Here is a 10000-nt window from a genome sequence, read left to right on the forward strand (position 1 = left end):
AACGTCGCTGCCGTTTCGTCATCTGACACCTCTTGCTGTCTAAGCTATAGGTGTCCACCGATTTAGGGGAGGCTCAGGATTGCTTCGTCGCTTCGCTCCTCGCAATGACGGAGTTTGCCGAGAAAGCGCCCCGTCACACCAGCTTCGGCTGTTCCACCGCAACCGCGTCGCCCACGCCGATGTCGCCGTCGGCGATCACCTCGGCATAGATGCCGCAGTCCATGTGGCCGAGATTGCTCGAGAGCGTGGCCGGGATTTCGAGATCGCGCCTGGCGGTCTGAGGATCGACATTGGTGGCCGGGCAGCGCTTGATGCGCTTGACCACGTTCAGCCGGGCCTGTCCGATCGCCAGCGTCTGGCCGACGAGGTCGAGCTCGGACCAGGCCGGCCAGCCCTTCACGTAGAGATTGGCGCGGAAGCGCAGCGGGTGGACGGCGGCGCTGCCGAGCATGGTCTCGAGTGCGCGGACGCTGTCGAGATTGATGATGGACACGACCTTGCGGGCGACGTCGGAAAAGCTGTGGTCGCGGCCGGACAGGACCTTGGGCGGGCCCTTCAGCTCCGGCTGAAAGTTTTCGCTGAAATAGTTCTCGATGGCGGCGCGCCCGGCGGCGGTCTCAAGATCGCCGCTGGCGACGATCTGGCCGTCCTTGCGGATGGTCAGGCGATGGGTCGCGTCCTCGAACCGGCTGTCGAGCGAAGCCAGCCGCTCATTGCGCGCCAGCATCAGGAACTGGATCTTCGGCTTCCACTGCGGCTCTTCCGGATCGAAGCCGCTGGGGCCGTTCTCGATGGCATAGCGGCGGTCGGCGGGCAGTGTCTGGCCGGTCCGCAGGGAGACGCGGGGCAGGGGCTCCGGCGTCAGGCCCTTGATCGGATAGCGGTAGAGGCCGGCGATCTCGGCAGTCTGGCTGGCTGTCATTGCGCTCGGTGTCATGCCGCTACTTAGGGGATTCGGCCCACCGGCGCCAAGCGGGCGGATCCGCGCACGAAATTGTGAACTCGCCTCTTCCGGTCCGAGGCCTCGCTTCCCACATCTGGGTCAGGCCGGCGCCAGCGCCGGCTGATAACGACCGTTGCCGGTTGAGAAACGTCAATGCGGTCATCGGAAACCCAATGAAGATGTCGTTTGGAGTGCCTTAGAGGGCTCCAGGGGCAGGCCGAGGGACAGAGACGATATGAACATCGAGAAATATACCGAACGCTCCAGGGGCTTCGTCCAGTCTGCGCAGTCGCTTGCGGTGCGCGAAGGGCACCAGCAGTTTTCGACCCTGCACGTCCTGAAAGTGCTGCTGGACGACAATGAAGGCCTCGCTGCCGGCCTGATCGACCGCGCCGGCGGCAATTCCCGCGCAATCCTGAAGGCGACCGAGGACGCCCTGAACAAGGTGCCGAAGGTCTCTGGCGGCGGAGCCGGCCAGATCTATCTGGCGCCCGAGCTCGCCCGCACCTTCGACGCCGCCGAAAAGGCCGGCGAGAAGGCCGGCGACAGCTTTGTCACGGTCGAGCGGCTGCTGCTCGGCCTCGCGCTGGAGAAGACCGGCGAGGCGGGTGCGATCCTGGCCAAGGGCGGTGTCACCCCGCAGAACCTCAACGCGGCGATCGAAGCGCTGCGCAAGGGCCGGACCGCGGACTCCGCCACGGCCGAGAACGCCTATGACGCGCTGAAGAAATATGCCCGCGACCTCACCCAGGCGGCGCGCGACGGCAAGCTCGATCCGGTCATCGGCCGCGACGAGGAGATCCGCCGCACGATCCAGGTGCTGTCGCGCCGGACCAAGAACAATCCCGTCCTGATCGGCGAACCCGGCGTCGGCAAGACCGCCATCGCCGAGGGCCTGGCGCTGCGCATCGTCAACGGCGACGTGCCGGAGAGCCTGAAGGACAAGAAGCTGCTGTCGCTCGACCTCGGCTCGCTGATTGCAGGTGCAAAATATCGCGGCGAGTTCGAGGAGCGGCTGAAGGCCGTGCTGCAGGAGGTGACCGGGAGCGAGGGCAATTTCGTCCTGTTCATCGACGAGATGCACACGCTGATCGGCGCCGGCAAGGGCGACGGCGCGATGGACGCGTCCAACCTGCTCAAGCCTGCGCTCGCCCGCGGCGAGCTGCACTGCATCGGCGCGACCACGCTCGACGAGTACCAGAAGCACGTCGAAAAGGACGCGGCGTTGGCGCGGCGTTTCCAGCCAATCTTCGTCAGCGAGCCCTCGGTGGAGGATACGATCTCGATTCTGCGCGGGCTGAAGGACAAGTACGAGCAGCACCATGGCGTGCGGATCACCGATTCCGCGCTGGTCGCCGCCACCACGCTGTCCAACCGCTACATCACCGACCGCTTCCTGCCGGACAAGGCCATCGACCTCATGGACGAGGCGGCCGCGCGGCTCAAGATGCAGGTCGATTCCAAGCCGGAAGAGCTGGATTCGATGGATCGGGAGATCATCCGGCTGAAGATCGAACAGGAAGCATTGAAGAAAGAGAGCGATGCCGGTTCGAAGAGCCGCCTGCAGACGCTGGAGAAAGAGCTCGCCGACCTCGAGGAGAAGTCCGCGGCGCTCACCGCACGCTGGAGCGCGGAGAAGAACAAGCTCTCCGACGCCCAGAAGCTGAAGGCCGAGCTCGACGGCTTGCGGGTCGAACTTGCCAACGCACAACGGCGCGGTGAATTCCAGAAGGCCGGCGAGCTGGCCTATGGCCGGATCCCCGAGCTCGAAAAGCAGCTTGCAGACATTGAGGCCAAGGAGAACTCCGGCGAGATGATGGAGGAGGCGGTCACCGCCAACCACATCGCGCAGGTGGTCTCGCGCTGGACCGGCGTGCCCGTCGACAAGATGCTGGAAGGCGAGAAGGACAAACTGCTGCGGATGGAGGACTCGCTCGGCAAGCGCGTCGTCGGCCAAGCCGAGGCCGTACGTGCGGTCGCGACCGCCGTGCGCCGCTCGCGCGCGGGGCTGCAGGACCCGAACCGGCCGACCGGCTCGTTCATGTTCCTGGGACCCACCGGCGTCGGCAAGACCGAGCTGACGAAAGCGCTCGCCGAATATCTGTTCAACGACGAGACCGCGATGGTCCGCCTCGACATGTCCGAATACATGGAGAAGCACTCGGTCTCGCGGTTGATCGGCGCGCCTCCGGGCTATGTCGGCTATGACGAGGGCGGTGCGCTGACCGAAGCGGTGCGGCGCCGGCCCTATCAGGTCGTGCTGTTCGACGAGATCGAGAAGGCGCATCCCGACGTCTTCAACGTCCTGTTGCAGGTGCTCGACGACGGCCGCCTCACCGACGGCCAGGGCCGCACCGTCGATTTCCGCAACACACTGATCATCATGACCTCGAACCTTGGTTCGGAGTTTCTGGTGAACCAGCCGGAGGGCGAGGACACCTCGGCCGTGCGCGAGCAGGTGATGGGAATGGTGCGGGGACATTTCCGCCCCGAATTCCTCAATCGCGTCGACGAGATCATCCTGTTCCATCGCTTGCAGAGAAGCGAGATGGGCCGGATCGTCGAGATCCAGTTCGCGCGGCTGCAAAAGCTTTTGACAGATCGCAAGATCGTGCTGACGCTCGACGCCGCGGGCCGCGACTGGCTCGCCGCCAAGGGCTGGGATCCCGCCTACGGCGCACGGCCGCTCAAGCGCGTGATCCAGCGTCACGTCCAGGATCCGCTCGCCGAGATGATCCTGGCCGGCGACGTCAAGGACGGTGACAGCGTTGCGATCTCGTCCGAAGGCAACGTGCTGACCTTCAACGGCAAGGCGCCGCAGACCGCGGAGATCACCCAGTTCGAGGCGCCGGTGTCGAAGCGGAAGTTGAACTGAGCGCCGGCATTCGAAGCCTGAAGCAACAAGCCGCCCCGGAGAGTTCAATCTCTCCGGGGCGGTTTCTTTGTGGGTTATTGACGATTTTGCTGCAGCCGGAGTGTGGTTTGTCTAGGTCGTGCAATCTTTACGGTGGGGCCCTACCGGCATATGCAATCCAATCCACATTTTTGAGCGCGGGGACTTATTTCTTCGTGACCTTGTAGATCGCGTTCTCGATGTCAGACGAGAAATAGATCGTGCCGGATTCCCCGATGCCGACGCCCGTCGGAATATGCGTTGGCAGTCCTCCGGGCGCGCCCACCAGGCCGATCGGGAGATTGGCCGCGATCTCGGTGACCGTGCCGCTCTCAGGTGCGATCTCGATCAATCGCTTGGCGCCGACCTCCGCCACGATCAGCTTGCCGTCGCCGGCGCGTGCGATCCCTTCGGGCATTTTCAGGTCCTTGGCGACCACCGTCTTTTCGCCGTTGCTCTCGATCATCGAGACGACGCCGGAAAAGGCTTCGGTGACATAAACCTCGCCACGCGATCCCGCGACGAGCCCGACCGGGCCCTCGAGGCCGCCGATCAGTGTGGTGCGGTCCTTGCCGTGCTCGCCGCTGACGCGGACCAGCGATTTGGTGCCGAGCTCGGCCACCAGAATGCTGCCGTCCGCGAGCACGATCGCGTCGTGCGGCGCCTTGAAGCCATGCAGCATGTCGCGGGTGGCGCCGGTCTTGCCGTCGATCACCTGCACCGTGCCGGTGAACCAGCTCGACAGGACCACGTCGTTGCCCTTCGCCGTTGCGCTCATCGGGTATTCGAGCGTGACGCCGGCGGCGTGCATGCGGGCCTTCTCGGTGACCTCGCCAGTAGCACCGTCCACTGTGCGATAGGCGAACACGTCGGCGACGTGGATCGTGTCCTTGCTGTTCTCTGACGTGACGCCGATGCCGCCGGGCAAGGCGAGCTTGCCGATGATGACCTGCCGCGCCTGGCCGGTCGCCGGATCGACCTCCTGGATGCCGTTGTCGGCCATGTTGGAGACGTAGATCCGGTCCTTGCCGTCGATCGCGAGATTGTCCAGCGACGGCTTCAACTGCGCGACCATGGTCTTGGTGCCCGACTTGGGATCGACCTGAACGAGCTGGCCGAGCGCGGTGTCGACCACCCAGAGATTGCCCTTGGAATCGAAGTTCACCGCGGCCGGGACCTTGAAGCCGTCCGCGACGACGGTCAGATCGGCCTTGTCGACGTCGACCTTTGCGACCTGTCCCTTGAACCAGAGCGGACCGTAGAGCTTGTCGTCGGGACCGAACTCGAAGCCGTTGAGGCCGCCCATCTTCTCCATGATCTGGCGCGGCGGTTTGACGCCCTCGACGTCGATCTCATAGAGCGTGTCACCGAGAAAGACGGTGGTGGCGTAGAGCCTGCCGTCCTTGCGGAAGGCGAGCGAGTTGATGCCGGGAAGGCCGGAAGCGAGCTTCGTGATCGGGCCGTCGCCCTTGCGCGAATAAAGATCGCCGGCCAGAAATCCGGTCCAGGCCATGGTGCCGTCGGGGGCGAATGCGATGTCGTCGGCCATTCCGATCGGGGCGGGGATTGCAACCTTGGCGGTACCGCCGGCGATGTCGACCTCGTAGAGCGCCGCGCCCGCGACGCTGCCGGCAAACAGATGGCCGGCCTTGTCGATCGCAAGCCCGTGCACGCCGTGGAACGCCGAGCCGGGGACGAGCCGGGTGACCTCCCAGTTTTCGGCCGAAACGCTGGTGGCGGAGACAATCGCAGCGACGAAGGCTGCGCAGGCGAGCCTGTTCTTCATGGCGAGACCTCCTGTTTTTTGGAAAGTATTCGCTCCCCACGCCGCTTTGGCAAACGAAACTTGACGTTGTGATGGCGCCAAGCGGGCCTCGCGCATCGACGTCAAATCCGGATCGTGTTTGAAGATGACCGGCCGATCTCGGCCGGTTCGCCGGCTTTACCGGTTGGTGACCTGCAACGGTCCGCCGGTTGCGTCCGACATCCGGGCGATGGCGCCGGCGCGGCCGCTCATCATGCCGTCGAGCCGGTCGCGCTCCTTCTCGAAGCCGGCCAGCATCGGGCCTTCCAGTGAGCGGCCGCGCGGCAATTTCACACGCAGCGGATCGACGAAGCGGCCGTTGACCAGGATTTCGTAGTGGACGTGCGGGCCGGTCGACGCGCCGGTCGAACCGACGAAGCCGATCACCTGGCCCTGCCGCACCTTCTTGCCGGGCTCCATGCCCTTGGCGAAGGCCGACATATGGCCATAGGCGGTCTCGTAGCCGTTGTTGTGCTTGATGCGGATGTATTTGCCGTAGCCGCCCTCGGGGCCGGCCTTCTCGATCACGCCGTTGCCGGAGGCGAAGATCGGCGTGCCGTAGGAGGTGGCCCAGTCGACGCCGGTGTGCATCTTCACAAAGCCGAGGATGGGGTGACGGCGGCCGCCGAAGCCGGAGCGCATGATGGCGTTGTTGACCGGCTTGCGCACCAGGAACTTCTTCGCGCTCTTGCCGGTCTCGTCATAGTAGTCGACGACGCCGTCGTCGGGGCTCTGGTAGCGGTAGTATTTCTTGGTTTCGCCGCCGAGCGTGAGCGAAGCGAACAGCACGTCGTTCTTTTCGCTCGCGGTCACGCCTTCGTCTTCGCCGGCGTAGAACACGTCGAATGAATCGCCCGGCGCCACCTTGCGCTGGAAATCGACGTCGTAGGAGTAGATCTTGATCATGTCGTCGATGACGGGCATCGGCACTTTGTTGCGCATCGCGGTCTCGTAGATGCTCTGGTAGAGCCGCACGCCCGTGCCGTCATCGTCGTCATCGTCGTCGCTGTTGGCGTTCGCCGCCGCGTCGGCGACGGTATTCATGCTGGAGACGTCGACGGCGACGTATTTGCCGAGATCGGACAGCGCCGCGATCGCCTCGACCATGGTCTCGTTGGCGATGACGACGCGGTAGGGCTGCAGACGGGCGCCGGGGCTTGCGGGCGCCATCAGGATGCGCAGCTTCTCGCCTTCCTTCAGGCCGCCGTCGCGGCCGCGCGGCCCAAGCGTTGCGGTGATCGCCTTGATCTCCTCGGCCGTGGCGCCGAGATCGCGCAGCACGCCGGCGACGCTGTCGCCCTTCTTGACCACGTGGACGCGTTCGCCGTTGGGATTGCCGCCGGTGATCTGTTCCTTGGTCTTCGGCAGCAGCGTGACGTTTTCCGGCACCACGCGCGTCTCGAAGCCGGCGTACGGATCGGACGGCGACACTTCGGTGGCGTAGGCGCTTCTGATCTCGGACGGGGCGGTCGCGCCGGAGACGTCGGCCGCAGCATTGGAGAGCGCGGCATAGCGCACCCCGCCATTGCCGCGCCAGTTGGCGGCATCGCGGACCCGCATCAGGATGTCGTCGAGCGCCACCACTGCGGTAATCTTGGCTTTCGGCAGCACCTGGGAGAGGTCCTTGGTGACGAAGGATACCTCGGCGTCGGGTTCGACGGCCTCCGGATTGTTCGGATCCTCGGATGCCGTCTTCGGATCGGAGCCGACATCGGTGAGAAGGCGCTGGGCGTTGAACGGCGGGATCTTCGCCGACAGGTCGCTCGTCGTCATCGACAGATTGCCGGCAATCCGGATGAAGGGACGCACCCGCATCACGTCGCGGTTGCCGACGCGGGCGACGGTCGAGACGCGCACGATGTTGCGCGAGGCCGTGGCTTCGTTCGGCGGCGGCAGGCGGTCGCTCTTGTGCAGCGTGGCGGCGCGGTCGGCTGCGCCGAATGCGCCGCGCAGCGCGCCTTCGACGCGCTCCGGCACCTTGGCGAAGGTCATCTCGCCGTCGAGCGAAGCGAAAACGGCGCCGCCGATCAGGGCTGCGCCGCAAAGTCCGGTTAGAATAGTCCCGCTGAACCATTGCACCGAGACGCGGCGCCGATCGATGACAGCGGCTTCGGAACCATCGACGGACAGCGGCGGCTCGTGGCCGAGATCGATGATCCCGGTCTCACGCCCGTAAGCGCCGCGTGACGTCCTGTGGTTCAACCCAAGTCCCCCAATCAACGACCCGAGAGCCCGATTTCGAGCAGCCCGTTCCGGACAGTCCTGTTTCGAGCCCTCCTTACGCCGCCCTCTCTGGGGCGTCTCTGGAAAAGGCAAGCCGCATAGGCGTCCGCGGTCAGAAGGCCCAGATGACGGACCGGCCGAAATTACGAACAGCTAAGCGGAAAAAGATCTCTCGATGTGTCTCGAATGTCTGAAGAAGGCTGCTTCATCGGATGATCGCCTTCCTCTGACCCCACACAAACCGCCGGCAGCCCCCACTGGCATCCATGCGATTCAAGCTTCGTCTGTACCAGAACGCCGGGGGATTGTGGCTCAAGTACGGCGCCTAATATGGAAAAGTTTCCGGAACGGCAGGGGGGCCGAGGGCCTTCCAGGGGCGGGCGCCCCAAGCCGCGGCCAAGCCGCGCCAAGCCGCGCCAAGTCACGTCCAAGTCACGTCCAAGCCGCTTCCGGAGCCCGCTCAGGCCCAATCTTTTTTTGGGTTTTTTCTCAGCGTCGGCCCGATCCATCCGCTCGGCGCCTTTCTAACCAGCTGTAATTACGTGTATTTTTTGAATAATCCACCGTGCGACGATTTTCTGACAATCGGCGTTGACAACCCCGATGGGTGGGGCCTATAACCCGACCACTGAGCGCGGCGCCGCCGGGTCACTGACCAAGGCGAGCGAACGCGCCACTGATGCTCCTCACCTTGTTGAGTGACACAACAGTCGACGTAAGTCGATTGGAGTTCATCCATCGTCGGTAAGGGTGTCGGAACCCTTCCTCTCTGGAAGGTTGGGGCCTCCTGGTCCCGGGCTGTTTGACAAGTGAAGATGAAGAAAGAGAAACGTGGACGGCGGAGTCCTTGCGGGTCTCGCATTTAAAGAGCTTCGGCTTTTTGGATCGGGACCGGACGAAAGACTTCGGCGGTACACGTTTTAAGGTTACACCATCGTTGCCAGCGATGTGAATCGCGGGCAGCTCATCGACTTCGGTCGATGAAAAATGGTGGGACCTCGTCAAAACGTTGTGATCAGCCGGTTCAAAGTTCAAGTCCAACTTGAGAGTTTGATCCTGGCTCAGAGCGAACGCTGGCGGCAGGCTTAACACATGCAAGTCGAGCGGGCGTAGCAATACGTCAGCGGCAGACGGGTGAGTAACGCGTGGGAACATACCTTTTGGTTCGGAACAACACAGGGAAACTTGTGCTAATACCGGATAAGCCCTTACGGGGAAAGATTTATCGCCGAAAGATTGGCCCGCGTCTGATTAGCTAGTTGGTGAGGTAATGGCTCACCAAGGCGACGATCAGTAGCTGGTCTGAGAGGATGATCAGCCACATTGGGACTGAGACACGGCCCAAACTCCTACGGGAGGCAGCAGTGGGGAATATTGGACAATGGGCGCAAGCCTGATCCAGCCATGCCGCGTGAGTGATGAAGGCCCTAGGGTTGTAAAGCTCTTTTGTGCGGGAAGATAATGACGGTACCGCAAGAATAAGCCCCGGCTAACTTCGTGCCAGCAGCCGCGGTAATACGAAGGGGGCTAGCGTTGCTCGGAATCACTGGGCGTAAAGGGTGCGTAGGCGGGTCTTTAAGTCAGGGGTGAAATCCTGGAGCTCAACTCCAGAACTGCCTTTGATACTGAGGATCTTGAGTTCGGGAGAGGTGAGTGGAACTGCGAGTGTAGAGGTGAAATTCGTAGATATTCGCAAGAACACCAGTGGCGAAGGCGGCTCACTGGCCCGATACTGACGCTGAGGCACGAAAGCGTGGGGAGCAAACAGGATTAGATACCCTGGTAGTCCACGCCGTAAACGATGAATGCCAGCCGTTAGTGGGTTTACTCACTAGTGGCGCAGCTAACGCTTTAAGCATTCCGCCTGGGGAGTACGGTCGCAAGATTAAAACTCAAAGGAATTGACGGGGGCCCGCACAAGCGGTGGAGCATGTGGTTTAATTCGACGCAACGCGCAGAACCTTACCAGCCCTTGACATGTCCAGGACCGGTCGCAGAGATGTGACCTTCTCTTCGGAGCCTGGAACACAGGTGCTGCATGGCTGTCGTCAGCTCGTGTCGTGAGATGTTGGGTTAAGTCCCGCAACGAGCGCAACCCCCGTCCTTAGTTGCTACCATTTAGTTGAGCACTCTAAGG

The 10000-nt window shown here is 63.2% G+C and carries 4 protein-coding genes and 1 rRNA gene (1 of these 5 cut by a window edge); 2 read left to right on the forward strand and 3 right to left on the reverse strand.

Annotated elements, in window-relative coordinates:
- Positions 1-133: 133 nt before the first annotated feature.
- The gene (locus tag AC0L3K_RS28695; protein WP_473367308.1) at positions 134-922 is read right to left on the reverse strand and encodes an MOSC domain-containing protein; all 789 of its coding nucleotides are present in this window, start codon (positions 920-922) and stop codon (positions 134-136) included.
- A 256-nt stretch (positions 923-1178) separates the two neighbouring features.
- Here AC0L3K_RS28695 and clpB point away from each other — a divergent pair, with 256 nt between their 5' ends.
- A complete protein-coding gene (clpB, locus tag AC0L3K_RS28700) occupies positions 1179-3818 on the forward strand; it encodes an ATP-dependent chaperone ClpB (RefSeq protein ID WP_354199931.1) in 2640 nt (879 codons plus the stop codon).
- 184 nt (positions 3819-4002) lie between these two features.
- On the opposite strand, the gene AC0L3K_RS28705 is transcribed toward clpB, so the two are convergent.
- Together AC0L3K_RS28705 and AC0L3K_RS28710 are read right to left on the reverse strand one after the other, a co-directional pair.
- Positions 4003-5622, reverse strand: coding sequence for an NHL repeat-containing protein (locus tag AC0L3K_RS28705; RefSeq protein ID WP_007597283.1), 1620 nt, complete (start codon positions 5620-5622; stop codon positions 4003-4005).
- Between the two features lie 156 nt (positions 5623-5778).
- Positions 5779-7842, reverse strand: a complete 2064-nt coding sequence (locus AC0L3K_RS28710; protein ID WP_219680432.1) for a M23 family metallopeptidase — start codon at positions 7840-7842, stop codon at positions 5779-5781.
- A gap of 1059 nt (positions 7843-8901) precedes the next feature.
- On the opposite strand from AC0L3K_RS28710, the gene AC0L3K_RS28715 reads away from it, so the two are divergent.
- Positions 8902-10000: ribosomal RNA gene (locus AC0L3K_RS28715) — 16S ribosomal RNA — on the forward strand (it continues 390 nt past the right edge of the window).

The sequence above is a fragment of the Bradyrhizobium sp. MI1.10 genome (assembly GCF_055811035.1).